This is a genomic window from Serratia sp. Ag1, assembly GCF_000743355.1.
GTDB lineage: Bacteria > Pseudomonadota > Gammaproteobacteria > Enterobacterales > Enterobacteriaceae > Chania.
Window position 1 is genome coordinate 181377 of the sequence record NZ_JQEI01000008.1, and the last position, 25371, is coordinate 206747.

The following is a 25371-nucleotide window of genomic DNA, read 5'->3' on the forward strand; positions in this document are numbered from 1 at the left end:
CTCAAAAAGAACAGTTAAGTTTTAAGCAGTTGATAGTGGCGGCTGATAAAGCAGATTCGCTGTGCGACTGTGTATATTTCTTGGTTTTGTGTTAGCAGTCACAAAAGTAAAAATCATTGGTTTAGCTGCGGCGAGTAGGGGTTTTGCCTCCAGGTTACTTAAGGGATGATGGTGCTATCTTCAACTGCCAGGCCTCACAAAAGTGGCATAATCCGCTTCACCATCCTGGTGCTCGGCAGTAAACTGGCCTCATTACGGTAAATAAAGAAGGGATTGATTATGTACAAGACCATTTTAGTACCGGTAGATATAGCAGAGGACGTCTTGACTGAGCATGCTCTCAAGCATGTCGAGTATCTGGCAAAAATGTCCGGTGCCAAGGTGCATTTCTTCCACGCATTGCCTGATGCTTCGGCATTTGTCACGGCTTACTCCTTCGGCCTTAAGGAGTTTGAGAACCAGGCGGAAGTGAAAGCGATTGAAGGGCTGAAAAAAATCATGGCGGAAATCGATCTGCCGCTGGAGAGTTTGGCGTATACCATCAGCTTCGGTTCACCGCGCGACGAAGTACTACAGCTTGCCGAAGAGATAGAGGCCGACCTGATCGTCATTGGTTCCCGTCGGCCAAGTGTGAAAACCTATCTCTTGGGTTCCAACGCCGCCGCGATTGTGCGCCATGCCAAAACATCGGTGATGGTGATTAGATAACCCCTCCTCGATGACTTTTTGGCCCGCCGTTTGTGCGGGCCTGTTATATCATCGGCATAGCGCCGTAATTTCATCGTACAACGTTTTTGGCAGCGTGACGCCCCGTTGCAGGCTGTGTTGCCGAGCCTGAAAACGCCGTTCTCCGGGGATACGCGCGCCTTGTGCCTGCATGTTGGCAAACATATTTTCTGCACGTGCGAAGTGCGCCCGTTGGTCTGCACCCAGAAAGCGTGCCGGATCCATGGCAATAATCAGTTCGCCGCCGTAAGGGGAAGAACCGGTTTGGGCGTCATAAGCCAGCGATTCTTTGCTGGTCATATCACCAATCAGTGGCCCGGCCAGCAGTTCCACCATGGCAGCCAGTGCCGAGCCCTTATGCCCGCCAAAAGTCAGCATTGCACCTTGCAACACGCTGGCCGCGTCGGTTGAAGGCTGGCCTTGCTGATCGAGCCCCCAACCTTCTGGCAGGGGCTTGCCTGCGCGGCGATGCAGTTCGATTTCGCCCCGGGCAACGGCGCTGGTGGCCATATCAAAGATGAAGTGTGGCTGCTGTGGGCGTGGCCAACCAAAAGCTATCGGATTGGTGCCAAATAGCGGTTGAGTCCCGCCAGCCGGTGTCACCCAGGCATGGCTTGGCGTACAGGCGAGCGCAACCAAACCGTGCTCGACCAGCGGTTCGAGATCGGCCCAAAGCGCAGAAAAGTGTACGCAATGGTTAATGGCCAAAGCAGCGATGCCACAGTGCCGAACTTTATCAATAAATGTTGGCAACGCGTTCTGGTAGGCGACCAGTGAGAAGGCACCACCAGCATCCACGCGCATAATGGCGGGAGCGGTGTCGATGAGCAATGGCTCGGCATCGGCGGATACCTTGCCCGCATGCAGCGAGCGGACACAGCCCAAGACACGATACAAACCATGGGAGGCGCAACCGTCCCGTTCACCGGCAGTGACGTTCTGTGCCACGGCATGAGCGTGTGGCTCGCTGAAGCCATTGCTGCGTAATGCGCGGTGGGCCAATTGGTAAGCGTCATCCAGTGATAAATTTACGGTTTCAGTCATCATTCTTCCTTATTCTTCTTCGTCCCCGGCAAAATTCGCCTTAGGTAAACAGGTGTAGGCACCCCAGTAGTAAATAACCAGCGCGATGGCAGCAACCAGTAGGGTATCCCAAGGATGGCTGATGGCACCGATGCCGCCGAAACTGCCGAAATAAGAAGCAACGATAATCAGCGCATAGAAAGCGATCAGCCATAGAGAGGAGTAGATCTGCTGTTTCAGGCTGATGGCATGCGTTGGCACTTTATTTTTGAACAGGATATAGATGAAGAACATCAGGATTTGCAGGCCGAGCAGCCAGGAAACGGTATTCCAGCCGGACCAATAAACGATCAGCGCCGAGATAATAAAAGACAGTGGCCCGAGCACGCAAAAACCACGGACCCGGAATGGCCGGGGCAGGTCAGGTGCGTTGCGGCGTAACCCGGCGGCAGTCACCGGAGCGATGGCGTAACTCAGCACCAACGCGGCGGATACCACGCCGATCAGACGTTCCCACGATGGGAACGGCAGCGTCCAGAAAATAGACAGGGCGAAGGTTAACCACAAAGCGTGACGCGGGATGCCTGATTGCTCATCAACCCGGGTAAATATCTTGAAGAAAGTACCGGTGCGCGCCCAACCATAAATGACGCGTGGTGTGGCATTCATATAAATGTTGCCAGTACCGCTGGGTGAAATAATGGCGTCGCTTACCACCATAAAGGCCAACCAACCCATGCCCAGCGTAACGGCAATATCCCGATAGGGTAGCGAGAACTGTTTGCTGATCCCTGCCCAACCCTCTGTCAACATCTCACTTGGGATGCTGCCGAGGAACGCCAGTTGCAGCAATACATAAATAATGGTGGACAGCACGACCGACAGGATCAGAGCGATCGGAATCGTGCGCTGTGGTTTTTGCACCTCGCTGGCCACCGAAATGATCGGCGTCAGGCCAAGATAAGCGAAGATAATTCCGCCCGCAGAGATAGCCGCTTCAACCCCGGCGGCCCCGAATGGAGCGAACCCCTGGCTGTGCAGATTATCCGGTTTGAAAAAGGTAAACAGTACTACGATCACCAAGAGCGGAACGAGAAATTTGATCACGCTGATCAGGTTGTTGGATTTGGCGAAGGTTTTAACGCTGTAATAGTTGAGAGCAAAGAAAAAGCACAGCAAGAGCAGTTGCACCAGCCAACCGATCAACGTTGGGTCACCAGAACCGGGTTGAGTGAGAAACGGGAACCAGGCGGCAGCATACTGGCGTGCAGCGACGATTTCGATCGAGATCAGGCTGGAGAAGGCTATTAGAGTGATAAAGCCCAATAAATAACCCATCAGTTCGCCGTGGGAAAATACCGGATAGCGGATAATGCCGCCAGCCCGTGGTAGAGCGGCCCCGAGTTCGCAGTAGACAATCCCGAGTAACAGTACTGCTAGTCCACCGATCAGCCATGAGTAGATCCCGGCTGGCCCGGCGATAGAGGAGACATGGCTGGCAGCGAACAGCCAACCGGAACCAAATATTGCGCCCAGACCGATAAACGTCAGGTCGGTGAGCGTTAGCTGCTTTTTAAATTTGCCTGTTGCCATAAGAGGCTCCTTCTAATGAGGCGCGGGTGTAGGTGCCATTGACTAACCGCAGCAGGTTGAGCGGGTTACTGTCCTGTAAGGCGGCGGGCAACAGAGCGGCAGGCGCGTTCTGCAGGCAAACCGGGCGTAAAAAACGCTCAATAGCTAGCGTACCGACCGAGGTGCCGCGTGCATCGCTGGTCGCAGGGTAAGGGCCGCCGTGCACCATGGCATCACAAACCTCTACTCCGGTTGGGTAACCATTGAACAGCACTCGCCCGGCTTTACGCGTCAACAAGGGCAGTAGTTCGGCTGACGCCGCCATATCGCTAGGTTCAGCAAGTAACGTCGCGGTCAGTTGCCCTTGCAAGTGTTCCAGTGCTGCCAGCAATTGCCGCTGATCCTCAACGGTAATTACGATCGCCACCGGGCCAAACACTTCCTCCTGTAGTAAGGCATCTTGGTTGAACAGTAATTGGCTGTCTGCCAGATAAAGTTGAGGTGTAGCCAGATGGGGTTGTGGTTCCAGGTTACCTGCCAAGTGCTCCAACCCAGGGTGTTGTGCCAGTGCTTGCAGCCCATGGTGATAATTTGCCAGCGTGCCCGCATTCAGCATGTGTTGCGGTGTGGCGGCATTTACGCTGTGTTTTAAATCATCAATCAACTGGTTGAATGCTGGGCTGCGTATGCCAATAATCAACCCGGGTTTGGTACAGAATTGCCCACAGCCGAGGGTGAACGAAGCGACTAACTCCTGGGCGATGCTTGGCCCACGTTGAGCTAACGCCTGTGGCATGATGACGACTGGATTGATGCTCGACATTTCAGCGAACACTGGAATAGGCTGTGGGCGGCGCATGGCTAAATCAAATAAAGCCCGCCCCCCTTGCAGAGAACCGGTAAAACCCACCGCCTGAATAGCCGGATGCTGTACCAGTTCGGCCCCGATCCGTGCGCCGAAAATCATATTGAAAACGCCAGCAGGCATCTGTTGCTGTTGCACCGCGCGTTCGATCGCCTGTGCGGTGAGCTCTGCAGTGATCATGTGGCCACTGTGCGCCTTGAAAACCACCGGACACCCGGCAGCCAAGGCTGCTGCGGTATCGCCCCCAGCGGTGGAAAACGCCAGTGGGAAATTACTGGCACCAAAAACAGCAACCGGGCCAAGCGCAGTGCGATACTGGCGCAGATCGGGGCGCGGCAATGGGGTGCGATCGGGTAAGGCGCAATCGATGCGCACGCCGTGGACATCACCGCGGCGCAGTAATTCGGCAAACAGGCGTAACTGGCCGCTGGTGCGAGCCCGTTCACCTTGCAGTCGCGCTAACGACAGGGCGGTTTCCTGCATGACGAAGTTAAAGAAAGGCTCAGCCAACGCATCGATTTCGTCGGCAATGGCACAGAGAAAAGCGGCCCGTTGTTCGCTACTGGTTTGCGAATAGGCATTGAAGGCGTTGGCGGCAGCCTCTGCGGCAGCAGCGGTTTCTGCACCGCTAGCTTGATAAAAATGATAGCCCGTAGGCCGATCGTTATCGGCTCGCCAACTGGCCAGTTCCGCTGTGCCGCTGGCAATACGCTGCCCGCCGATGAAGTGTTTGCCGCTGATAATAGTATTCGGCATGAGTTTCCCCTGTAGGTTAAGAGCAATAGCCCGGTCAGGCACCGGGCGATGAGCAGGGTTTATAGCCCGACTTCGGGTAGTTGCGGGCGGTTTGCCAGCGCGGTTGCCACAATGGCGGTGACTTCCCGTAACGTTTCCCCTTGCAGCGCCAGGCGTGGTGGGCGGGTGACGGCGCTGCCGCGGCCTGCAAGCTCTTCGCAAAGCTTGATGCATTGCACCAGATCCGGGCGGGCATCCAGATGGAGTAGCGGCATGAACCAGCGGTAGAGCGCCAGCGCTTCTTCAAAACGTTTTTGCTTCGCGAGCCGGAATAGGGTTTCCCCTTCACGCGGGAAGGCGTTAGACATGCCAGAGATCCAACCTTCTGCACCGACGGCGACACTTTCCAGCACCACATCGTCCAGGCCAGCAAACAACACAAAGCGATCGCCCACAGCATTGCGCAGATCGATAAAGCGGCGGGTATCGCCAGAAGAGTCTTTGAAACAGACGATGTTGTCGCAGTCCACCAGTGTGGTGAGGATGTCGGGAGTGACGTCGTTTTTGTAGATGGGAGGATTGTTGTAAACCATGATCGGCAGATCGGTCGCCCCCGCCACGCTACGGAAGTGGGCAGCGGTCTCATGCGGTTTGGCGGAGTACACCAAGGCTGGCATCACCATAATACCGTCGACGCCCACCTTCTCGGCTTCACGCGCCATGTTCTGGGCGAAAGCGGTGGTGAATTCGGCGATACCGGCAATCACAGGTACTTTGTCTCTGGCTGCGTCTTTTGCAACTTCGATAACCGCCAGTTTTTCCTGCATGGTCAGTGAGGTATTTTCTCCGACGGTGCCACAAACCACCAAGCCGGAAACACCGTCTTTAACCAGGTTTTTGATGACCGCGTGGGTTGCATCGAGATCCAGGGAGAAATCGCTGCGGAACTGAGTGGTCACCGCTGGGAATACGCCGCTCCAGCTAATATTTTTAGAGTTCATCGCTTTTATCCTGTTATCTGATTTTGTTAATCAATGGTGAATCATTGGTGAAATTCGATAACAGATTGACCGCTATTACCCGAAGCGGCTTGACGTCTTTCGCCGATTGCCATGACGAAATTGGCACAGTGACAGAAAATGACGCACAGCGATAAACCTGGCGCGTTAGCACCATCCGGTAGTTTTATTTCAATAAGTTAGTTACTTAACGTAGTGCGAAAATCACGCGGCGTTGAGCCGGTCATGGCTTTGAATTGGCGGCTGAAGGCGCTGTGATCGGTATAACCGCACTGTAAAGCGATATCGGTAATTGGCAGTTCGCTCGCCAGTAGCTCAGTGGCTTTTTCAAGGCGGACTTTATGGATCATCTGGCGTGGGGTCAGATGGAAAATACGTTTACAGTAACGCTCGATTTGTGCCACAGAAAGCCCCGTCAGCGCGGTCAGTTCTTCCGAGGTAATTGGCCGGGCAAAATGCTCACGAATGTAGACATCGATCGCCGCTAAACGCTGGTAAGCCGGGTGGTTGGCTTTGGCCTCCTGCAAATCGTGCGAGATACCAGCCATACCGATAATTTTGCCCTGAGTATCGTGCAGTGCCAGTTTTTGTGTCAGACACCAACCTGTTTCACGCCCGCTGTAGAGGTGCATCTCCAACTGATCCTGAATCTGTACCCCATGCTGTAACACTCGTAAGTCCTGCTCGGTATAGCCAGAGCCTAACTGGGCAGGAAAAACGTCTGCCGAAGTTTTACCCAAGAGCGGTGTGACGGTTTTAAAGCCGCAGCGTTTGGCGAGTGTCAGATTGGCCAGCAAATAACGTGCCTGTGCATCTTTAATGAAAAACACCACGTTAGGAATAGCGTTCAGCAACGGGGCAATCAATGCCAGGGTGTTGAGCAAGCTGTGCAGGTTGTTCGGGCGCTGTTGGGCCAGGCCTGCACACAACTGGGAAAGTTGCTCAATGGCAAACACATTGCCTTCATTTTCGTCTGTGAACTGGGAAGAGCGTGGGTTCACGCAGTATTCAGGAGCTAATCGCATAATTACACCTATTTCAGTGAACTGACAAATTGCTCTTTTTTAACGTATTCGGATCAATATTAACTTTTATATAACTTAGCAAGTGCAATGATTAGCCAGAAATGAAATATGCGAAACGCCGCATATTTTTACCTGTTATGAGTTTATTGGCAGGCATTTTAGTGCCGAGATGCTTCCAATTGTGTGAAGTGTTTTTTTTAATTGTTTGATAAGTAATTAAATTACTTTATTAAGGTGTTCTCGGATGTGTACGAAGTGGCAGATAGCGGGGGGAATTATGCTGATTTCGGCATTGGTTACGCGGAAAGACATCAAGCTGTAATTAGAGGGTTCGGGCAGGCTGGGTTCCGTTGATAACATTTTTTTAACTCTGGAGAGCCTGATGAACCTATCTTCGCACCTGACCGCGCTGCGGGCGATTGATTCCCATACCGGTGGTGAGCCAACCCGCCTGATCGTTGAGGGTTTTCCCGATCTGGGCATGGGAACGATGGCCGAACGCAAAGCTCTTTTCGCGCAACGCTATGATGATTGGCGTAGCGCAATCGTTCTGGAGCCGCGTGGCAATGACGTGCTGGTGGGGGCATTGTTGTGTCAGCCCTGCTCACCGCAGGCAACCGCAGGTGTGATTTTCTTCAATAACGCCGGTTATCTGGGGATGTGTGGCCATGGCACCATCGGCCTGATGGCCTCTTTAGCCTATCTTGGCCGGATTGGTGCGGGTAAACATTTGATTGAAACCCCGGTAGGCGCGGTAAACGCTACGTTGCACAACGATGGCAGTGTTACGGTAGAGAATGTTCCTGCCTATCGTTTTCGCCAACGGGTAGCGGTTGAGGTAGCAGGCTATGGCTGTGTTGTTGGTGATATTGCCTGGGGAGGTAACTGGTTTTTTCTGATCGCCGACCATTCGTTGGAGATTGCCCCTCATAATATCGACAGATTGACGGCCTTTTGTTGGGCTGTGCGTCAGGCTCTTGAGTTGGCAAATATTTGTGGAGAACAGGGTGAGGTTATCGATCATATTGAGCTTTTCTCACCTGACAAACACGCCGATAGCCGCAATTTTGTGCTGTGCCCAGGCAAAGCCTATGACCGCTCCCCTTGCGGCACGGGTACCAGCGCCAAACTGGCCTGTTTGGCCGCAGACGGCAAATTAGCGCCGGATACTGTTTGGCAACAGGCCAGTGTGATTGGCAGTGAGTTCAGCGCGTTCTATCAACCCAAAGGTAACAAAATTACCCCTTTTATTCGTGGGCAAGCGTTCGTTTGTGCCGATACTCAATTGCTGTTAGACGAGCGGGATCCCTTTATTTGGGGGATCCGCTAATGGCAACCGCCGATGTTATTGTCGTGGGCGCGGGGATTATCGGAGCGGCTTGTGCCTGGCAACTGGCACAGCAGGGGTGCCGCGTACAATTGGTGGATGATCGGCGGCCTGGTGCGACTGCCGCAGGCATGGGGCATCTGGTGTGTATGGATGACAATCCGGCGGAACTGGCGCTCAGTGCTTATTCGCTGCGATTGTGGCGTGCCGTAGTGGAGCGTATGCCGCAAGACTGTGCCTGGCGGGGGTGTGGCACGTTATGGATCGCGGAGCATCAGGATGAAATGGCGATTGCTGCGTTAAAGCAACAACGCATGGCTGCAAGCGGGGTGCCCAGTGAAATGCTGACCGCTACGCAGGTGGCGGCATTGGAACCGATGTTACGCAACGGTTTAGCCGGTGGCTTGCGGGTGGCGAGTGACGGTATCGTTTATGCACCGAATGTCGCCCGTTGGTTGATTGCCGATGCTGCAGAGCGGGTAAGTATTTGTCACGATCGAGCAGTCGCGTTGGACAAGCATGCGGTACAGTTGGAGAGTGGTAAAAAACTGACTGCCGCCGTGGTGGTGCTGGCCTGTGGTTTACAGGCTGAACAACTGTTACCACAGCCTTTGCTGCGTGCCAAAAAAGGCCACTTGGCGATTACCGATCGCTATCCGCCACGGGTTAAACATCAGTTGGTGGAACTGGGATATGGAGCCAGCGCTCATGCTGGTAGCGGAACATCGGTGGCCTTCAATGTACAACCCCGGCCAACCGGCCAGTTACTCATAGGTTCCTCACGCCAGTTTGGTTCTCTCGATCCAGCCATTGATATGCCCTTGCTGGCAGCCATGTTGGCGCGTGCCAAGAATTTTCTACCTGATTTAGCCCAGATGAACATTATTCGTTGTTGGAGCGGTTTTCGTGCCGCGACGGTTGATGGCCTGCCGCTGTTAGGCCCGCATCCACAGCACTCCTGGCTCTGGTTGGCGCTGGGGCATGAAGGGCTTGGCGTCACTACGGCGTTGGGCAGCGCAGCGTTGATTGGTGCGCAGATCCACAATCATCGCGTGGAAATTGATGATCGTCCCTATCGGGCAGACCGTCTGTTTGCCGTTGAGGAGCCAACGATATGAACCAGATTGTTTTAACCATTGATGAACAACACATTTTGGTTCCTGAAGGTGTTACCGTAGCAGCGGCATTGAGCTTAAGTGGGCAAGATATCTGCCGCTATTCGGTTACTCAGCAGCCCCGCGCCGCATTCTGTGGGATGGGGATTTGCCAGGAGTGTCGGGTTACGGTCAACGGCCAGCGTCGTTTGGCGTGTCAGACTCTGTGTCAGCCAGGTATGTGTATCGAAAGGGGCAATAATGGGTGATTTACAATGTGAGGTGTTGATTATCGGCGCAGGGCCAGCGGGGTTAGCCGCAGCTCGGGCCGCAGCAGAGAGCGGTAAAGGGATTGTAGTACTTGATGATAACCCGCGCCCTGGCGGGCAAATCTGGCGTGATGGGCCTGGGGGGCAGTTACCTACTGCGGCAAACGATTACCGGCAGGCACTTAAGGGGCTTCGCCATGTGCGGTTGCTTAATGCGGTGCGGGTGGTGGCACAAACCGGGGAACAGCAAATCCTGTATGAAAGTGCTGAAGGACATGGGGTGATTAATTATCAACAGTTGATTCTTTGCTGTGGCGCGCGTGAACTATTGCTGCCATTCCCTGGTTGGACGCTGCCCGGTGTGAGTGGTGCAGGGGGCTTGCAGGCACAAATCAAGAATGGGCTATCAGTAAAAGGGGTACGCGTGGCGATTGCTGGCAGTGGACCCTTGCTATTGGCCGTAGCGAACAGTGTGCTCAAGGGCGGCGGTGAAATTGTCTTGTTGGCTGAGCAGGCCAGTCTCCCACGGGTAATGGCTTTCACCTGCAAACTGTGGCGTTGGCCGACGAAATTGCGTCAGGCTGTCTCCCTGGCAAATCACTCTTACCGAACCAATAGCCAGGTTTTAATGGCTACGGGCAAGGATCGCGTTGAGTCCGTACAGGTTTTGCAGGGAAAGCAGGTACGCACAGTAAACTGCGAACGGCTGGCGTGTGGTTTTGGTTTGGTGGCCAATATCGAATTGGCGATGTTGTTGGGGTGTCGCATTGTCGATGAAGCCATTGCGGTCGATCGCTGGCAACAAACCAGTGTGAAGCAGGTATTTGCTGCTGGTGAATGTACCGGGGTTGGTGGTAGCGAATTGGCATTGGTTGAAGGCGCGATTGCGGGTTATACCGCGACACAGAATCAAGAAAAGGCGCAGCAGCAGATGGTGTTGCGTGCTCGATGGCAGAGCTTTGCCATGGCGGTGGCACAGGCTTTTACTCTGAGTCCAGCTCTGAAGTCGTTGGCTGGACCGGATACGCTGCTGTGCCGCTGTGAAGACGTTAAGTTGGGTCAACTGAGTGGATATGGTGGCTGGGTTGACGCTAAGTTAGGCAGCCGCTGTGGTATGGGGGCTTGCCAAGGGAAAATCTGTGCCACGGCGATACGCTATTTGTCGGGATGGCCGCTGCCAGAACCGCGAGTTCCATTGACCCCGACGCGGGTTGAGACGTTAGCTCAACTGAACCAATCAAAGGTGGAAGAATAAAGCTGCTACAATCAGGGGTAGGTGATTAAAGACTACAGGCAGATAAAAATGACAAAGGCTCTGATTATACTAGGTTTATGTCTGCTGTTAATGCCCCTGCTGTTGAGATTGATCAAGCAAGCGTTGCTGAAGGCCCAGTATAAAAAGCCAGAGCGGGGGAAACCACGGCCAAGTTCCCGCCTGCCACATGGTGATGATGAGTAGACGGATTATTACGCAGTCCTTGCAATGTTGGCCTGAGCGTTCGTCTAAAAATCAGTCTTTTCTGAATGCATATTCTCTTACTCAACATGTTATAGAAAGAATATATTTCCTGTCAAAAATTCATTTGGTGAATTTCTCGCCAAGCATAAGTGCTGTATAGATGAAGAGCAGGGTATTGGATTATGGTGAACCATCAAGAGATATGAATTCTGGAGAATGGTAGCTCGTTTCAGTTTGAAATCAATAAAGATAAAGTAAAATAAGAAGATAATAATAATCTCATTGAATGAATTCTCATTAATTAAGACTGCTCCTATTGTTCTTGGTAATATTCACAATAACGCAATGGTTTCTAAATATCTGTACTAATACCGCTCCATTTTACGTTTCAGGCTGACGAGTATGAGCAGGCCTCAGCCCTGGCGTAAACCTCTCCCCAGGATAAGTATCGTTCAGCCACAGGTATTAAATAAGGTAGGTAATGAGGGGCAGGCTGCATGCCAAGCAGCCTGATAATACTTGGGATTATTGACGATATGCGTGTTTGATTTGCAGAATGCTGTTCTTGAAAATTTCTGCCTGAGCCGGATCATCAATCTGGGCGGCAAAACGTTCCAGATTGATGATGACTTTCCCCGCATCTGCCTGGCCAATTGCTTTCAAGATCAAGGTCAGAGTGGCTTTAAGGCAAGCGACTTCTGTTGCCAATGCCTCCGGGTTTGCCGATGTCGTGAAGTCAACGTTGCTCATTTTCTCTCCTGAGTTTAAGGCCGAGGCCTGAAGCTAAATGCAGGTTAATGCACATTTATTGGGTGACGATTCATCGAGGACTGACCGTCGTTCGCCCGCGTGGGGCGGAGTATAACATAGCACTGGATGCCTGCGTCCAGCAGAGGCGCATCGCAGCGTTGAGTGATGATTGTCGGAGAAATGCCCATTCGTTACTCCAAGTGAACGAATAGATATGTTTTTTTGCCGTTACTGCTCTAAAGTATATCGTAGGTGTATTTCTCGAGTGTGAACAACTATTTGGCGTAGGCACGGTACCGGTTAGAACAGTTATTTTAATTGAAAATGGCTAGGTTTTGCGGTCTGTGGCGGGTTTGTATTCTGAATAATGGTTTTCGTATAGGGATTTCTGCGTGGCTGAAAATGACGATTTTTTGTTATTATTTTGTAATTCATATGGTTATGAGTGATGTTCGTTAGGGCCAATATTATTGCGGGTAGTGGCAACTTACAATAAATTTGCCACCAAAGAGTGTAAAATGGCGTATCATAGACAGATCTGCTCTAGAATGTTGCTAATTGACATGGCGGATTTTTATCCGTGATCAAGTAGATTAATGGTACTTTAGCGGACTAAAATTTGAAAAGTTTGGCCTGTTCCGCAGAGTTAATCGTGAGTAAGTATTAATCTGTATTCATTCTTTGCTGAAAACCAAGTAATATCTGTTTAGATGTCAGAGGCTGATTGATTGCGTTACTCCCCTATTTTGGAGAATTTTCCTTGATTAGCGTTCTTCTTGTTGATGACCACGAACTGGTGCGCGCAGGGATACGACGCATTCTAGAAGATATCAAAGGCATAAAAGTTGTTGGTGAAACACAATGCGGTGAAGATGCCGTTAAATGGTGCAGAAGCAACTCCGCTGATATCGTGTTGATGGATATGAATATGCCGGGTATTGGGGGGCTGGAAGCCACCCGCAAGATTGTTCGTTATGCGCCCGATATCAAGGTTATCATGCTAACTATTCATACTGAGAATCCGTTACCTGCCAAGGTGATGCAGGCTGGTGCTGCTGGTTATTTGAGCAAGGGCGCTGCGCCGCAGGAGGTGATAAATGCTATTCGTTCAGTACATGCCGGCCAGCGCTATATAGCCTCCGACATTGCGCAACAAATGGCCCTGAGCCAGCTGGAACCGCAGGCAGAAAACCCGTTCAGTACACTTTCTGAGCGTGAGCTGCAAATCATGTTGATGATCACCAAAGGGAAGAAAGTGAATGAGATCTCTGAGCAATTGAATCTCAGCCCTAAAACGGTGAACAGCTATCGTTACCGTATGTTCAGCAAACTGAATATCAGCGGCGATGTTGAGTTGACGCATCTGGCAATACGGCACGGGCTGTTCAATGCGGAGACGTTGTCAAGCAGTGACTGACCGTTTCGATGCACCGGCATTCCTCAAAACCGTAACCAGTCAACCAGGCGTCTATCGCATGTATGACGCGACAGGTACGGTAATCTATGTTGGCAAAGCCAAAGATCTGAAAAAACGTCTCGCCAGTTATTTTCGTGCTCAAGTTGGTAGCCGTAAAACGGAGACGCTAGTCAAAAATATCGTGCAGATAGATGTGACTGTCACACACACCGAGACAGAAGCGCTGTTGCTGGAACATAATTACATTAAGCTGTACCAGCCACGATACAATGTTCTTCTACGTGATGATAAATCCTATCCGCTGATTTTTCTCAGTGCCGATACACATCCGCGCTTGGCTGTACATCGCGGGGCTAAACATGCCAAAGGTGAATACTTTGGCCCATTCCCTAATTCGCACGCAGTACGTGAAACGTTGGCATTGCTGCAAAAACTGTTCCCGATTCGCCAGTGCGAAAACAGCGTCTATCGTAATCGTTCCCGCCCATGCTTACAGTATCAGATTGGGCGTTGCCTGGGGCCGTGTGTTGCTGGTTTAGTCAGCGAAGCAGACTATCGGCAGCAGGTGGATTACGTGCGTCTGTTCCTGTCTGGTAAAGATCAGCAGGTGTTGCATCAGTTGATTGAACAGATGGAAAGCGCCAGCAAAGAGCTCAACTTTGAAGACGCTGCACGTATTCGCGATCAAATCCAGGCAGTACGTCGGGTTACTGAGAAGCAGTTTGTTTCGGGCAATGGCGACGATCTCGATGTCATTGGCGTGGCATTTGATGCCGGGATGGCTTGTTTACATGTGCTGTTTATACGTCAAGGTAAAGTGCTTGGCAGCCGCAGTTACTTCCCTAAGGTGCCGGGGGGGACGGATATGAGCGAAGTGGTTCAGACGTTTGTGGGGCAATTCTACCTGCAGGGAAGCCAGGCTCGAACCTTACCCGCAGAGATCCTGCTGGACTTCAGCCTACCGGAAAAGGATTTGCTGGCTGAGTCGTTGAGTGAGTTGGCCGGGCGTAAAATTCAGATTCAGAGCAAGCCACGTGGCGATCGTGCCCGCTATCTGAAGCTGGCACGTACCAATGCGTCAGTGGCCTTAACGACGAAGCTTTCTCAGCAGTCGACAATTCATCAACGTTTGGCGGCGTTGGCAAAAACGCTCAATCTCTCTGAAATTAATCGCATGGAGTGCTTTGATATCAGCCACACTATGGGGGAGCAGACGGTGGCCTCCTGTGTCGTGTTCGACAGTAATGGACCTCTGCGATCAGAGTATCGGCGTTATAATATTACAGGGATCACGCCAGGCGATGACTATGCGGCAATGACCCAGGTGCTGAAACGTCGCTATGGCAAGGCATTAGAGGAGACAAAAATCCCTGATGTGATCTTCATTGATGGCGGTAAAGGGCAACTGGGGATGGCGATTGAGGTGTTCAATTCGCTGAATGTTACCTGGGACAAAAACAAGCCATTACTGATCGGCATTGCCAAAGGCAGCGACCGTAAAGCCGGGTTGGAGACGTTGTTCTTTGTGCCAGAAGGAGAGGGGATTTCACTGCCGCCTGACTCACCAGCGCTGCATGTGATCCAACATATCCGTGATGATTCACACAATCACGCGATCACAGGGCATCGTCAGAAGCGTGCAAAAGTCAAAAGCACCAGTGCTCTGGAATTGATAGAAGGCGTTGGTCCAAAACGGCGTCAGGTGTTGTTGAAGTATATGGGCGGACTTCAACCATTATTGAATGCCAGCGTTGAGGAAATTGCAAAAGTGCCGGGTATTTCACAAGCATTGGCAGAAAAGATCTACAATGCATTGAAACACTGAGGGCAATGTAGCAACATACTCTTAATTTCCACTCCAGCCAGATAGTTACCGTAGCATTATGCAATTGAATATACCGACTTGGCTTACCCTGTTTCGCATAGTTCTGATCCCATTCTTTGTTTTGGCATTTTATCTGCCATTCACATGGGCACCGGTAGTCTGCGCCGTCATTTTTGTTTTTGCTGCTGTAACCGATTGGTTTGACGGCTTTTTGGCGCGTCGCTGGAAGCAGACCACTCGTTTTGGCGCTTTCCTCGATCCTGTAGCGGATAAAGTGATGGTTGCGGTAGCGCTGGTGCTGGTGGCTGAATATTACCATTCGTGGTGGATCACCTTGCCTGCAGCAACCATGATTGCCCGAGAGATTATTATCTCATCACTGCGTGAATGGATGGCGGAGATTGGTAAGCGCAGCAGTGTGGCAGTTTCGTGGATTGGGAAAGTAAAAACCACGGCGCAGATGATGTCTTTGGTTGGCTTGTTGTGGCGTCCCGATCGCACCGTAGAGTATGTGGCATTTGCACTGCTGTATATTGCTGCAGTACTGACTTTTTGGTCGATGTTCCAATACTTGAATGCAGCACGAAGAGATCTGCAGGAACCGTAACCAATACGCTGTAAAAAACGACACATGAACGTAATGCGTCAACAATTTTATTGACTCATTACGTCAGACAAGTAGAATGCATCGCATCAGACAGTGATAAGCGCTTTCTGGAAGATTGAAATAAATCAGCAAGTTACAATCAATGCGGGAATAGCTCAGTTGGTAGAGCACGACCTTGCCAAGGTCGGGGTCGCGAGTTCGAGTCTCGTTTCCCGCTCCATTTCTCTTTCCAGTGCGTGCCTTTGAGCACCACAACTCACTGAGATAAAAGCGTAAACTTGATCAGTGAGTTCCATCCAGCAGCACTGGAAAGTACTCAAATCCGGTACAAACAAGTCCACTGACAAGTCCATCGCACGGACCCAACAAGTCCATCGGACACATTTCCTCATCAGCAGAGAGTACGGGCCTTTCGCTCGGTGTCTGTCTGTTACCTGTTCCCCGTCACCACGACCCACAACCGGAACAAACAGACAACGAGGAACCCGCCATGGCTCACCTGACCGACCTGACCATTCGCCGTGCCAAAGCTGCCCGTAAACCCTACACCTTCAAAGACGGAGGAGGGCTGTATCTCAACATCAACAGCAACGGCACCAAAAACTGGCTCTTCCGCTTCTACTGGCAAGGCCGCCAGAAACGTATCTCCTTTGGCACCTATCCCACAGTAGACCTCAAAAAAGCCCGATCCCTGCGCCAGCAGGCCCACGACCTGCTCGCCAACGGCATCGACCCGCGCACCTACCGCGCCTCCCAATCCGCACCCACACAACCGAACAGAGCGGTTCACCCTTCAACCACCTCCCAACCCCCTCAGACTGAAACTATAGGCATTCGCTTTGCCGACTATGCCGAACACTGGAAAGCCTTCAAACTCAAACGACTCGGCATTGCCAACCGCCGCCAGAGTACCGCCATCCAGATCGAACGCTATATGCGGCTGGATATGCTTCCACTCCTCGGCAAATTGCCCCTCCACACCATCACCCGCCAGCACGTACTCGCCGTCCAGCGCAAAATTGAAAAACGCGGAGCGCTCTCCATTGCGGAAAAAGTCCGAAGCTGGCTCAACGAACTGTTTAGACACGCCATCGCAGAAGGGCACATCGACACCAATCCCGCCGCCGACCTCGACATCATCGCCTTACCGCAAAAACCCACCCTCCATAACCCCTTCCTGCGCATCCAGGAACTTCCCGCCTTCCTCCACCACCTTCACCACTATCAAGGCTCCCGCCAGACCCAGCTCGGCCTGAAACTCCTGCTGCTGACGGGTGTCAGAACCGGCGAACTGCGCCAGGCCAGACCCGAACACATCGACCTCAAACACGCCCTGTGGAAAATCCCCGCCGAAACCGTCAAACAACTCCAGAAACGAGTCCGTACCAGCAGCACAGAAATCCCGCCCTACCTTGTCCCGCTCTCGCGTCAGGCCGTTCAAGTCATCCGGGAACTGCTCGACATGCGCTTTGCCTCTCAGCACTACCTCTTCTCGCACCGCTCAGAACCCAAACTCCCCATCAGCGAAAACACCCTCAATTCTGGCCTGCGCAGAATGGGCTACAAAGACCGCCTGACAGGTCACGGCATTCGCGCCACCCTCTCAACCGCGCTAAACGAACTCGGCTACCCCAAAGAATGGATCGAAGCCCAACTCTCCCACAGTGACAAAGATCAAGTCAGAGCGGCCTACAACCACGCGGAATACGTTGAACAACGCAGACAAATGATGCAGGAGTGGGCCGACAGACTTGACCAGTGGCGGGAACAGGCAAGCAAACCCCAAAACCCGCCAATCACAGACGAACTGTCACAGCGCAGAGTCAAGGGCGGACGTCAGACCGGCGTAGCGCACCCTTGACGCTGCATAGGAAGAAACACGCTTGAAAGTGGTTGTCAGAACGGCACAACCGGGCTGACAGCCTGATAAACTGGTTTTTTTGCTTGATATCTGCTTTTATAGAGCTAGGAAATCGATTAACTTTTGGTACTAAATCAGACAGTCAGCGAAAAGCAGACATTAACACTGCACTTTGAGGAAAATTTGTCTGACAGCAGCGCATTTGTTAAATGCTTGATATCAGTAGTTTGAGATCAAACCCATTAAGCTTATGATTTGGCCAATGCTCTACAATCAATACAATTTTCTTATCCTCAGCTTTCTCAGAATACGAATTACAATCTGAAATAGCGCTTTTCATCTCTTCAGATAAAGGCAGGCTTAAGCTTGAGATACTCAAAGCTTCTGCCATGGCTTCTAGTTTTTTACATGCTATATGGGTTCTGGAGGCATCATTCACGTTCACTTTAAGCTTCAGTATTTTTGCAATATCTTCAGAACCCTCAACATAATAAGCGATATTGTCCGGGATAATACCATCGCCAAATTCTTCCATTTGGGATGATGCAAGCCATTCTTCTTCGAAAAATCTATTGTAGAATCCAGTACTCAATCCTTCTTTTACGAGAAACTCTTTGGCTTTATAAGGGCTCCAGCCTTTCTCTTTTGGCACTTCCTTTGGGTTTTTCTCAGAATACCTCGCTTTAAATATATATTTAAAGGTATCAATTAGCTCCGAGTATGATTCTATGTCCGTTCTGGCTACTTGCAATGACCATCGCTCTAGCAGGCTGAGCCGAACATTAAACAATATAAATGCAAAGAGTTTAGCCACATATCTATGGAATCGGCTCTTTATTGAAAATCTAAGACGAACAAAGCTTTGCTCATATGTTGAATAAACCAGCATAAAGAAAACGAATGGTAAGTAAAAAAGAGTTAGTAATGGAGGAATAAAAAAGTCGTATGCGGTTTTTTCTTGCCCAAACTCACCAAAATCGGTCATTAACATGTACAAGGTGTAAAAGATTAAGACTACACCGAATGAAGCTAGGCAATATTCTAGAAAAACCTTAACCTGATGATGTTTTCTGTCGGTTTCAGCAATAGCTAGCATAGCTCCCAATAATGCTAAAACAGGGACTAGCAGAACCTCTACCCAAAGAGAGAAAGTATATACACCAACGACAAATTGCAAAATTGCTAGTAGTTTTAAGTTGTCTAAAACTGAGCGCTTGAAAAAAAGCTTATCCTTTTTAATTTTTTCAAGCTTAAATAGCGACATGAAACCAACAGAAACGCACCAAAAAAGAGTGTTTTTTAGTTGTCCAAAATTCCATAGTCCCAACTCAGAAAGCCAGTAAATGACAATTGCCATGTAAACAACCATCAAGCAAAGGACAGACATTATTTGTCTAACAAATAAAGCCGCTAGGACGCTTTGGAAGGCATTTCTGGCTGCCACCATTTTTGAAGAAGAAAAAATGTAAACCGAAATTGCTAGAACCCATAACGCAATTGCAATCTCTCGATTATTTAGAATATCCACAAGCTTCCTTGGGCATTTAACGTACCTATTTAAACAACCTACAGTCTTCTAATGCCTTTTTCAATAGGATATTTCGCCGCCCTTAGGTCCTTGAGCGTTATTCTGAAGCGGACGGGTCTTTTCCGGCACTTTCCATGACCATATTGCCTAAAAAAACCATGATGATTTCTGTGCATCTGTATGGCTATGTATGGAAGTAACTGGCAGATATTTATAATAAATATTAAAGTCAGCACATCGTTTTAAGCATAAATTCAATATGGATTAGCTAACAGAGGGATTAGTCGTCAGGTTTTTTCAAGTAGTAGCTTGTCAAATTTAATCAAATAGCGTATCAAGAGTGCCAAATCAAAACAACCAAAAAAAGATTTCACTCATAGCATTCCATCAACATCCACGTTTCCAGAACCCTCTTGCGGTCCTCTTTAAGGTGGTTATAATCACCCTGCTAAACGTGCTCCCAGAGCACACCCCCCAAGCGCACCGGTTCCCGTGAGTGCGCGTTTCAGAGCACCCCTCTGGAAGGAACCTCCCGCCGCCAACGCCTTCACCTCAGCGGCAGCGCGTAAGCGCGAAGGCTTATCAATCCTCACAGCCCGTTGGCTGACTCTCATCGCGACATTCATCTGCGACAGTCGTCACACATTTTCATGTACTGTCATCACAGACAGACAAATTGTCATCGTATCAATGATGCTCAAAGTGTGACATCGCTGCATCAAACAGCAAAATCACGCGATCGGCTCCCAACAGCCTGACCGCTAACATCACACCACCTGTCGCAGCGAGCCTGCGGCAATCACTGCCCCCACAGGCTTACGCCTGCCCCAGCTCAACGCGCCCCGACAGCGCACCCTTTTAACTGCCGCAACGGGCAGAGAGGCGTCACTTTAGCGCGCAAAGCGAGAAAGTGACGCCGTACCTCACCACAGCGCCAGACCAGACAGACCGCCGCTTTCACGGCCTTTTGACATTCTGGCGCACCCTTTATCCCACCTTTTATAGGAGAAAACCGACCGATACCGATGGCGGGTCACACGACCCGGGGGAATACCTGCGAAAGCAGGCGGCTGCACAGCGTGCATCACCGAACCCCATACACCTAAACCGCATCTCACCGGGTGCACAGGTATCGCTCAAGAAAGGTTACTCACCTTTCACCCAACCACGCGCCCGGAACTGCTGTAGAGGAATTCAACCATGAACACTAAATTGCGTACCGCATTAAAACACCTCGCCCGACAAGCAGGTGGCAGCCACAAAACCGTTCATGATCGCATCGTCATCATCGAACGCCTGTACACCGAACTTAGGCAGCATAACATCCAGATCAAACACATCGATCACCTCAAAACCCGGCACATACAACACTACATCCAGAACAGACTCGCGCAGGGAGTCGAAAAACGCACCCTGCAAAACGAAATGTCCGCCATTCGTGGCGTACTCAAACAGGCTGGCAGACACAAACTGGCTCAATCCCCCCAACTCAGCAATCAAGCCCTCAATATTCATGACACCCGCCGTGACGGCACCCACACCGCCATCACCCCCGAACACTACCAGCAGGTGATGCAGACTGCGCAGGCAAAAGATCAAGGACTGGCAGCAGCCATCCAGCTTGCCCGAGTCATGGGACTCAGAGGTGAAGAAGCCATCCAAAGTGTTCAATCCCTCAACACCTGGCACACCGCTCTCAAGCAAGGCAAAGAAAAGTTAACGGTTGTCTTTGGCACCAAAGGCGGCAGGCCGCGCGATACCCGCATCATCAACCGCGAACAAGTACAACACGCTGTCGACAACGCCCTGCACATCGCCAAACAGCAAAACCATCGACTGATCGACAAACCGAACCTTAAACAAGCCATGACCTACTGGCGCAACCAGACCCGCAGAATTGGCCTCACAGGAAAACACTCACCGCACAGCCTCAGATATGCCTGGGCGCAGGAAGCCATCCACTACTACAAACAGCAGGGTTACACAGACAAAGAAGCCTTAGCGCTGACCTCGATGGATCTAGGCCATGGGGATGGAAGAGGGCGGTATGTGAAGCAGGTGTACGGGGGGATGAGGAGGTGAATTAATAAATGTTGTTTTGTCCCCTATGCAGGCTAGAAATTTTTTAAAGCCGTAATACAATCTTTGGATTGTTCTGGGTAAAACCTAAATTCTAGAACATCGTTAGCGACTCTTTTGAAAGAGCGCCTGGTTTGCTGAAGAGAAAACTCATGAAAAATCCTCCTTGGTCACGTGATGAACATATTATTACGTTAAGTTTTTATCTGAAACATACACCGAATATCCCAGGGAAAAAATCTGAGGAGATTCGCGAGCTTAGTCGTATTTTAAATCTTCTGCAAAAATATATTGGTGGTGACATACCGGATGGATTTAGGAATGAGAATGGGGTTTATATGAAGTTAATGAACTTCAGAAGACTGGACCCAGCTTATAAAGGTGTTGGTTTGGTAAATGGTAACAAAGATGAAGAGGTTGTCTGGAACCTATATGCCAGTACGCCTGAGAAATTATATGATTTATCTCAACGTATTTTATCTTTTACAAACTCAGTGTTGTTACAAAAAAAATTACCAGACCTGAATGATGATGAAATTGAGAGCAATGAAGGACAATTGCTCAGCAGAATTCACAGATATTACGAAAGAGATGCGAATTTAACCAAAAAGAAAAAAGAAAGGTTCTTTTCTCAAAATAACGCACTGTATTGTGAGTGTTGTGGATTCAACTTTGCGGAAATTTATGGTGAGCATGGGAAAGGTTTCATTGAATGCCATCATACAAAACCTTTATCAGAATTAAAAGCAGAATCTATAACCAAAATTTCAGAGCTAGTATTGCTGTGTGCCAATTGCCATCGGATGATTCACAGGCATAAACCATGGCTGAGTATTGAAGAATTAAAGGAAAAAATTATGATTAAAAATAATAAATAACACAACCAAGATTTATTTTTAGGCTAATACAGTTAATATGTGATGATCTAACGCATTGTGGATAAAGGTAGCACACTGGTTGTGCTGCGAGTTCTTATGCACTGTAATCTGTATTAACTCAGATTTGAGCTAATACAGATTAGCCAGGTTAGGCACACTTGCACTGAAGATGCTTCACCAAGCTTGAAATGGAAAGCATCGGGTTGGTTCGATGGATGATACGGTGGCAATTTGAGCAAACGATTGCCAGATCCCTCAACTCTGTTTTCACTACGCCATCGGCTTCGGATAATGGCTGAAGGTGGTGCACTTCACAAAACCCATCGCCAATTTCTCCATACACCTCCTTGAAATCAAATCCACATGCCTCGCAGCAGAGTTTTCCGGTGGCACGGAGTGCTGCTTCTTTCTTTGTTTTAACAACCGCAGGGTTCCGCTCACGTCGCAAGTGTGCGACGAGACGAGGGTTACCTTCAAGAATAGAGCAGGTTTGATCGACATCAGGAAGAACGGAAGAAATCCCCCCATTGATAAGCGATATAACACGCTCCACAATCTCTTGGCTTTCCTCTTTGTCCGCATACCAAACGTTGCTTTGACCTATTCCTCCCTTTACGCCTCGTGGAATCATTAATTCTCGCTGTTCGACTGGGAGTAGTACCGCTTTATTAGAGGGTGCCTTAATTCGAAATGTGTTAACACCATTATTTTTTTGAATCACACTTGGTTTTACAATCTCCTGAGCTTCACGAAAGACAGTCGCATGCTTGTACCAACCGATGACAACTGTCCCCCCTCCTTCAGGTCCGGCTGTCCATACAACGGTTATATCACTCACAGACTCATCTTTTTTGCTGGCTCCCAATCTCTCTATCTTAATTTGGCCAGTAGGCTGTACATATCCGTAAAAAATGCCAGCATTGTCGCTGAAGTTACAGACCTCATGACCTGTTGAATGTTGGTTGTATTCGCCACCTCGTTCGATTGAGTCACCATCAATCCCGTTGTAATGCTTCATCCATCCAATATTGCAAAACAAGATTGCCATGATATCTCCTAAAGTACCCAATATTAGAATTCAGCCTTTAAAAAAGGAATAAAAATGAGGAGTTCAACAAAATCAGCGTCCACTTCACAGAGCTGCCTGTCAGATTAGGTTTAGCCTTGTGCCGTAACAGTGTCAGATCAAATCTGAGCTAATATACTGTAGCAGTGACCTCTGGCGATGTCCTGAACCTAAATAGCATTACTATTTTTTATTGATAATTTTCTCAACGGCTTTAGAGGTAATGTCCAGAATCTTGGCGATGGCTTCAATGGAAACATCTTTATCTATTAGGGCGTGGATTAATGTTTCCTTTTGCTCGCGTTCAGCCTTTGTCTCCTGCTTTGCAGATTGGGCGGCTTCTTTAGCTGCTTTCGTCTTGCCCTTCTCTAATTCCAGCTTTTCTCTGGCGATCTTCCGTTCTTCCTTGCGGATACTCTCAATAATCTGATAAGTCGGCACATACTTAAGACTGACCTCCAGCTTATCCATAATACCTTCCCCCCGGAAACTCAGGTACGTAATGGGGGTAATGATCAAATGATCCATGAACTCAATATTTAAAATCCGCCCCACCTGAATCAGCCGATCCGTCATATCCAGATCCGCCTCAGACGGCTTCAGACTGCCGGAAGGATGATTATGAATCGCAATCACACGCGAAGCATTCTTCATCACCGCAATCCGAAAAACATTCATCGGCTCAATATTCACAGCGCGGAACGTCCCCAGCGCCACCAGTTCGATATAGAGGATATACCCGGCCTCATTCATCCCGATCATCCAGAGATGCTCCTTCTCCTGATCGATCTTATTCTCACGCAGCAGAATACGCTGCATGATGCCGTAGACATCATTCGTCCCCTCAATCGTGCGCTTATCATTCTTACCGAGCCGGATTTCCATGAATAAAGACAACCATCAATCAAAACAAGGGAGTACCAATATAGCATTCCCCCTGACCGATTGTAAGAACGCATACCGGCAGAGCAGGGGAGAGAACGAAGCATACAAAAGCTGATCGGTCGCACCGATCAATAACCCGAAACCGATCGACACAACCCATTTCACAAACTGGTTACATCCCGCTATCGTGAACCGGAACCAACACCGGGAACCCCAAAGCACCAAGCCCTGCACAGACAAGGCCACCAAACGATAATTGCGGAACTGCCCGGATTCAGGGCAGACACCCCAAACAGGGAGGCAAGGATGTCTCCCTGTTCCTTTTTTACCCGGCTGGCAGTAAAAATTACCCTGCAATACAATCTGCCTCAACCCGCAACAAAACAGCCCATTCGTGAACCCACTTGTAGACACCGCAAAACAAGACTAAAATAAGTCCAGTGACTCGGAACAGAGAGGAAAAACTGTTCGAATATCAGCGAGTTGAAGAAGATTAGACGGGCCTCGTTTCCCGCTCCAAATTTTCTTCCATAGTGTATTATCAATAATTATTAATTTTTCTGATGATAAATACAGTACGCGTTCGTCTACCTCAATTTTTCCTGTCCGCTTCATCTTACTAGACATAATCTCAAAGAAACCTTTAAGCGCTGTGACAATGATTGCTCGCAAGCTGTAAAAGGTATTACCCTAAGTATTCAACGGCAGCGAGCTCGCCCGCCAAGTAGTGATAAAGCTAGAGTTTCTATAAGTACTTTGTTGATAGTTAGCTTCCAATATATTGAATTGATTAGATTATGTTCATATGAGGCAAGTTTTGAGCAAACGATAAGGGGGCTGGGTATATTAAGCATTTTTTTGTTGCCAACCTTTTTCAATTAGTACATAATCCTGCACATCGAAAGCACGAGTGGTTAAGAAAATTTAGTGTTTTCAGAGAGATAAAGTCTAAATTTAGACGTTTATCCAAAAAAGATTTTAGCAAGGTTGGCAGATTGCGAGCTTTGAAGTGGTAAAACACACAGAATTACGGCGCGTTAACAAAGCGGTTATGTAGCGGATTGCAAATCCGTCTAGTCCGGTTCGACTCCGGAACGCGCCTCCAAATTCCCCGAGCCCGGGTGGTGAAATCGGTAGACACAAGGGATTTAAAATCCCTCGGCTTATGGCTGTGCGGGTTCAAGTCCCGCCCCGGGTACCATCAAGAAAAAATAGACGCCAGAAGCGTCTATTTTTTTGTCTAAAATCAGCGAGATTACTCGCTTCTACTTCAATTTCTACACCTACAATCCAACCCACATCGAGCAGCTTGTAAGTGTACATTTGAGTATATAAGCTGGTTCTATAATGCTTTGTATACT

The 25371-nt window shown here is 49.7% G+C and carries 20 protein-coding genes and 3 tRNA genes; 14 read left to right on the forward strand and 9 right to left on the reverse strand.

The annotated features are described in order from the left end of the window. Nucleotides 1–279: 279 nt before the first annotated feature. The gene (locus tag IV04_RS04810) at nucleotides 280–708 is read left to right on the forward strand and encodes a universal stress protein (RefSeq protein WP_037396024.1); all 429 of its coding nucleotides are present in this window, start codon (nucleotides 280–282) and stop codon (nucleotides 706–708) included. Between the two features lie 48 nt (nucleotides 709–756). Here the strand turns inward: IV04_RS04810 and IV04_RS04815 are convergent, their stop codons facing one another. The 5 genes from IV04_RS04815 to IV04_RS04835 all read right to left on the reverse strand — a co-directional run bounded on the left by IV04_RS04815 (nucleotide 757) and on the right by IV04_RS04835 (nucleotide 6965). Beyond that, nucleotides 757–1770: an Ldh family oxidoreductase gene (locus IV04_RS04815; RefSeq protein ID WP_037396025.1), complete on the reverse strand. Its 1014-nt coding sequence runs from the start codon at nucleotides 1768–1770 to the stop codon at nucleotides 757–759. 9 nt (nucleotides 1771–1779) lie between these two features. After that, nucleotides 1780–3342: an APC family permease gene (locus tag IV04_RS04820; protein ID WP_037396026.1), complete on the reverse strand. Its 1563-nt coding sequence runs from the start codon at nucleotides 3340–3342 to the stop codon at nucleotides 1780–1782. Continuing rightward, nucleotides 3323–4942: an aldehyde dehydrogenase (NADP(+)) gene (locus IV04_RS04825; RefSeq protein ID WP_037396027.1), complete on the reverse strand. Its 1620-nt coding sequence runs from the start codon at nucleotides 4940–4942 to the stop codon at nucleotides 3323–3325. The genes IV04_RS04820 and IV04_RS04825 overlap by 20 nt, the downstream gene beginning before the upstream one ends. Before the next feature lie 59 nt (nucleotides 4943–5001). After that, the gene (locus tag IV04_RS04830) at nucleotides 5002–5922 is read right to left on the reverse strand and encodes a dihydrodipicolinate synthase family protein (protein WP_037396028.1); all 921 of its coding nucleotides are present in this window, start codon (nucleotides 5920–5922) and stop codon (nucleotides 5002–5004) included. Between the two features lie 197 nt (nucleotides 5923–6119). Continuing rightward, nucleotides 6120–6965, reverse strand: a complete 846-nt coding sequence (locus IV04_RS04835; protein WP_037396029.1) for an AraC family transcriptional regulator — start codon at nucleotides 6963–6965, stop codon at nucleotides 6120–6122. 382 nt (nucleotides 6966–7347) lie between these two features. Here IV04_RS04835 and IV04_RS04840 point away from each other — a divergent pair, with 382 nt between their 5' ends. From IV04_RS04840 to IV04_RS04855, 4 genes are read left to right on the forward strand one after another with little or no spacing between them, the layout of a single operon-like run. Then, nucleotides 7348–8295: a 4-hydroxyproline epimerase gene (locus tag IV04_RS04840; RefSeq protein WP_037396030.1), complete on the forward strand. Its 948-nt coding sequence runs from the start codon at nucleotides 7348–7350 to the stop codon at nucleotides 8293–8295. Beyond that, nucleotides 8295–9410, forward strand: a complete 1116-nt coding sequence (locus IV04_RS04845; protein ID WP_037396032.1) for an FAD-binding oxidoreductase — start codon at nucleotides 8295–8297, stop codon at nucleotides 9408–9410. Before IV04_RS04840 ends, IV04_RS04845 begins: the two co-directional genes overlap by 1 nt. Then, nucleotides 9407–9655, forward strand: a complete 249-nt coding sequence (locus IV04_RS04850) for a (2Fe-2S)-binding protein (RefSeq protein WP_037396034.1) — start codon at nucleotides 9407–9409, stop codon at nucleotides 9653–9655. The genes IV04_RS04845 and IV04_RS04850 overlap by 4 nt, the downstream gene beginning before the upstream one ends. After that, nucleotides 9648–10910 (forward strand): FAD/NAD(P)-binding oxidoreductase, encoded by a 1263-nt coding sequence (locus IV04_RS04855; protein WP_037396036.1) that lies wholly within the window; start codon nucleotides 9648–9650, stop codon nucleotides 10908–10910. Before IV04_RS04850 ends, IV04_RS04855 begins: the two co-directional genes overlap by 8 nt. A 729-nt stretch (nucleotides 10911–11639) precedes the next feature. On the opposite strand, the gene IV04_RS04860 is transcribed toward IV04_RS04855, so the two are convergent. Next, nucleotides 11640–11864 (reverse strand): DUF2594 family protein, encoded by a 225-nt coding sequence (locus IV04_RS04860; RefSeq protein WP_037396038.1) that lies wholly within the window; start codon nucleotides 11862–11864, stop codon nucleotides 11640–11642. Nucleotides 11865–12624: 760 nt separating this feature from the next. Here IV04_RS04860 and uvrY point away from each other — a divergent pair. The 5 genes from uvrY (at nucleotide 12625) to IV04_RS04885 (ending at nucleotide 17574) form a co-directional block, all read left to right on the forward strand. Next, entirely contained in the window at nucleotides 12625–13281 is a 657-nt protein-coding gene (uvrY, locus tag IV04_RS04865; protein WP_037396039.1) for a UvrY/SirA/GacA family response regulator transcription factor, read from the forward strand. After that, on the forward strand, nucleotides 13274–15106 hold the full coding sequence (gene uvrC / locus IV04_RS04870) for an excinuclease ABC subunit UvrC (protein WP_037396041.1): 1833 nt from the start codon (nucleotides 13274–13276) through the stop codon (nucleotides 15104–15106). The genes uvrY and uvrC overlap by 8 nt, the downstream gene beginning before the upstream one ends. Before the next feature lie 58 nt (nucleotides 15107–15164). Further along, complete coding sequence (pgsA, locus tag IV04_RS04875; RefSeq protein ID WP_037396042.1) at nucleotides 15165–15713, forward strand: CDP-diacylglycerol--glycerol-3-phosphate 3-phosphatidyltransferase; 549 nt, start codon at nucleotides 15165–15167, stop codon at nucleotides 15711–15713. Nucleotides 15714–15857: 144 nt separating this feature from the next. Continuing rightward, nucleotides 15858–15933: transfer RNA gene (locus IV04_RS04880), tRNA-Gly, on the forward strand. Between the two features lie 270 nt (nucleotides 15934–16203). Continuing rightward, complete coding sequence (locus tag IV04_RS04885) at nucleotides 16204–17574, forward strand: tyrosine-type recombinase/integrase (protein ID WP_051916676.1); 1371 nt, start codon at nucleotides 16204–16206, stop codon at nucleotides 17572–17574. Between the two features lie 205 nt (nucleotides 17575–17779). Here IV04_RS04885 and IV04_RS04890 read toward each other — a convergent pair whose 3' ends face one another. Beyond that, a complete protein-coding gene (locus tag IV04_RS04890; protein ID WP_037396044.1) occupies nucleotides 17780–19102 on the reverse strand; it encodes a hypothetical protein in 1323 nt (440 codons plus the stop codon). Between the two features lie 1200 nt (nucleotides 19103–20302). Between IV04_RS04890 and IV04_RS04900 the strand changes: the two genes are divergently transcribed. Both IV04_RS04900 and IV04_RS04905 read left to right on the forward strand, forming a co-directional pair. Continuing rightward, nucleotides 20303–21184 carry an integrase domain-containing protein gene (locus IV04_RS04900; protein WP_037396048.1) on the forward strand — a complete coding sequence of 294 codons (882 nt, stop codon included), beginning with the start codon at nucleotides 20303–20305 and terminating at the stop codon, nucleotides 21182–21184. Nucleotides 21185–21333: 149 nt separating this feature from the next. Continuing rightward, a complete protein-coding gene (locus tag IV04_RS04905) occupies nucleotides 21334–22059 on the forward strand; it encodes an HNH endonuclease (protein WP_037396050.1) in 726 nt (241 codons plus the stop codon). A 148-nt stretch (nucleotides 22060–22207) separates the two neighbouring features. Here IV04_RS04905 and IV04_RS04910 read toward each other — a convergent pair whose 3' ends face one another. Together IV04_RS04910 and IV04_RS04915 are read right to left on the reverse strand one after the other, a co-directional pair. Then, complete coding sequence (locus IV04_RS04910; RefSeq protein ID WP_037396052.1) at nucleotides 22208–23107, reverse strand: HNH endonuclease; 900 nt, start codon at nucleotides 23105–23107, stop codon at nucleotides 22208–22210. A 201-nt stretch (nucleotides 23108–23308) separates the two neighbouring features. Continuing rightward, nucleotides 23309–24010: a JAB domain-containing protein gene (locus IV04_RS04915; RefSeq protein WP_051916679.1), complete on the reverse strand. Its 702-nt coding sequence runs from the start codon at nucleotides 24008–24010 to the stop codon at nucleotides 23309–23311. Between the two features lie 1031 nt (nucleotides 24011–25041). On the opposite strand from IV04_RS04915, the gene IV04_RS04920 reads away from it, so the two are divergent. Beyond that, nucleotides 25042–25115 (forward strand) — tRNA-Cys (locus IV04_RS04920). A gap of 10 nt (nucleotides 25116–25125) precedes the next feature. Beyond that, nucleotides 25126–25211, forward strand: a tRNA-Leu gene (locus tag IV04_RS04925). Nucleotides 25212–25371 lie beyond the last annotated feature (160 nt).

Bases quoted from the DNA above. Each gene is read 5' to 3' on its own strand.
- IV04_RS04855 (WP_037396036.1), top strand. From the start codon at position 9,648: ATGGGTGATTTACAATGTGAGGTGTTGATTATCGGCGCAGGGCCAGCG.
- IV04_RS04915 (WP_051916679.1), bottom strand. From the start codon at position 24,010: ATGGAAATCCGGCTCGGTAAGAATGATAAGCGCACGATTGAGGGGACG.
- pgsA (WP_037396042.1), top strand. From the start codon at position 15,165: ATGCAATTGAATATACCGACTTGGCTTACCCTGTTTCGCATAGTTCTG.
- IV04_RS04900 (WP_037396048.1), top strand. From the start codon at position 20,303: ATGAACACTAAATTGCGTACCGCATTAAAACACCTCGCCCGACAAGCA.
- IV04_RS04845 (WP_037396032.1), top strand. From the start codon at position 8,295: ATGGCAACCGCCGATGTTATTGTCGTGGGCGCGGGGATTATCGGAGCG.
- IV04_RS04840 (WP_037396030.1), top strand. From the start codon at position 7,348: ATGAACCTATCTTCGCACCTGACCGCGCTGCGGGCGATTGATTCCCAT.
- IV04_RS04860 (WP_037396038.1), bottom strand. From the start codon at position 11,864: ATGAGCAACGTTGACTTCACGACATCGGCAAACCCGGAGGCATTGGCA.
- IV04_RS04820 (WP_037396026.1), bottom strand. From the start codon at position 3,342: ATGGCAACAGGCAAATTTAAAAAGCAGCTAACGCTCACCGACCTGACG.
- IV04_RS04815 (WP_037396025.1), bottom strand. From the start codon at position 1,770: ATGACTGAAACCGTAAATTTATCACTGGATGACGCTTACCAATTGGCC.
- IV04_RS04910 (WP_037396052.1), bottom strand. From the start codon at position 23,107: ATGGCAATCTTGTTTTGCAATATTGGATGGATGAAGCATTACAACGGG.
- IV04_RS04835 (WP_037396029.1), bottom strand. From the start codon at position 6,965: ATGCGATTAGCTCCTGAATACTGCGTGAACCCACGCTCTTCCCAGTTC.
- IV04_RS04830 (WP_037396028.1), bottom strand. From the start codon at position 5,922: ATGAACTCTAAAAATATTAGCTGGAGCGGCGTATTCCCAGCGGTGACC.
- IV04_RS04885 (WP_051916676.1), top strand. From the start codon at position 16,204: ATGGCTCACCTGACCGACCTGACCATTCGCCGTGCCAAAGCTGCCCGT.
- IV04_RS04850 (WP_037396034.1), top strand. From the start codon at position 9,407: ATGAACCAGATTGTTTTAACCATTGATGAACAACACATTTTGGTTCCT.
- IV04_RS04825 (WP_037396027.1), bottom strand. From the start codon at position 4,942: ATGCCGAATACTATTATCAGCGGCAAACACTTCATCGGCGGGCAGCGT.
- IV04_RS04905 (WP_037396050.1), top strand. From the start codon at position 21,334: ATGAAAAATCCTCCTTGGTCACGTGATGAACATATTATTACGTTAAGT.
- IV04_RS04810 (WP_037396024.1), top strand. From the start codon at position 280: ATGTACAAGACCATTTTAGTACCGGTAGATATAGCAGAGGACGTCTTG.